Annotated in this window: 3 protein-coding genes; all 3 read left to right on the top strand. The window is 57.7% G+C overall.

The genetic code is table 11. The annotated features are described in order from the left end of the window. The first annotated feature begins 104 nt into the window (after positions 1 to 104). Positions 105 to 290: a hypothetical protein gene (locus ACP7CJ_RS28840; protein WP_134939259.1), complete on the top strand. Its 186-nt coding sequence runs from the start codon at positions 105 to 107 to the stop codon at positions 288 to 290. Continuing rightward, the gene (locus tag ACP7CJ_RS28835) at positions 287 to 481 is read left to right on the top strand and encodes a hypothetical protein (RefSeq protein WP_426103251.1); all 195 of its coding nucleotides are present in this window, start codon (positions 287 to 289) and stop codon (positions 479 to 481) included. Before ACP7CJ_RS28840 ends, ACP7CJ_RS28835 begins: the two co-directional genes overlap by 4 nt. Continuing rightward, a partial coding sequence (locus ACP7CJ_RS28830; protein ID WP_426103249.1) for a hypothetical protein occupies positions 478 to 683 on the top strand: 206 nt, incomplete at its 3' end. The genes ACP7CJ_RS28835 and ACP7CJ_RS28830, both read left to right, overlap by 4 nt.

The raw sequence follows: 683 nt of genomic DNA, 5'->3' as shown, positions 1-683 counted from the left end.
ATCGAAGCCGCTGAACGGATCGCCATGGACCTGCTCAGGCCCTACGCCGCCGACGCGGTGGCAGCAGAGCGGGAAGCGGCCGAGGACGACGTGGATGGTGACCTATGAGCGCGCACATCCTCATCGACGAAGCACTCGAAAGCCTCACGCATGCCGCCAGCACGGCGGACGAGGCGCTAATTGTTCAGCGGATGATCGCCCAGTTCTTGATTGACCAGGCGATCACCCTCAAGGAATTCGACCACTACTGCGCACGCCTCAACAAGGTCTCGCGCAAGGAGGCTGCATGACAACCGCACCGGTTAAATCAATCGTAGACGAGCAGCTCGACGATATTGAGCGCCGTATTGCCATCCTTGGCTTCGGCCTTCCCTTCAACGAGCTGATCGGCCGTCGCCGGGAAGAGTTGGTGCGTGACCTGCCGCAGCGCCTGGCGCCAACCATGAAGGGCGGGGGGATTGCAGTAAGGGTTCGGCCATGACGAGAACAACCGCGATTTACCACAGCGAGGATCGGCGCGATCCAAAAACCGGTCTTTGGATAAAATCTTGGTGCGAAAGCGATGCTTCCGGAAAATTTGAATATGTGACGAGTCACTACACTTTCTGGAACAACATGAATTCACGGTGCATCGCTGGGGGCTCCGCGCAAACCAAATATCCAACGTACTCAGGCGCAAAAAA

The organism is Pseudomonas sp. PSPC3-2 (assembly GCF_049897085.1).
GTDB lineage: Bacteria > Pseudomonadota > Gammaproteobacteria > Pseudomonadales > Pseudomonadaceae > Aquipseudomonas > Aquipseudomonas paraveronii.
The sequence above is the reverse complement of the archived record's forward strand: the minus strand, read 5'-3'. Positions and strand labels throughout refer to the sequence as shown.